Annotated in this window: 1 protein-coding gene; it reads left to right on the top strand. The window is 64.3% G+C overall.

The annotated features are described in order from the left end of the window. Positions 1–224, top strand: a 224-nt coding sequence (locus RRF55_RS28585) for a molybdopterin-dependent oxidoreductase (RefSeq protein WP_439419383.1), incomplete at both ends; no start/stop codon positions are given.

Genomic DNA, 224 nt, shown 5'->3' with positions numbered 1-224 from the left:
AGCCCCGAGCCCGGGCTGCGCATTCCCAACATGTTCGAGGCGGCCCTGGCCGGCAGCTTCATGGGCCTGTACTGCGAGGGCGAGGACATCGTGCAGTCCGACCCCAACACCCAGCATGTGACGGCCGCGCTTTCGGCCATGGAATGCGTGGTGGTGCAGGACATCTTCCTCAACGAAACCGCCAAGTACGCCCATGTCTTCCTGCCAGGCGCTTCCTTCCTCGA

Origin of the sequence: Klebsiella sp. K47, assembly GCF_051858335.1 — a bacterium.
GTDB classification, from domain to species: domain Bacteria; phylum Pseudomonadota; class Gammaproteobacteria; order Enterobacterales; family Enterobacteriaceae; genus Klebsiella; species Klebsiella pneumoniae.
The sequence above is the reverse complement of the archived record's forward strand: the minus strand, read 5'-3'. Positions and strand labels throughout refer to the sequence as shown.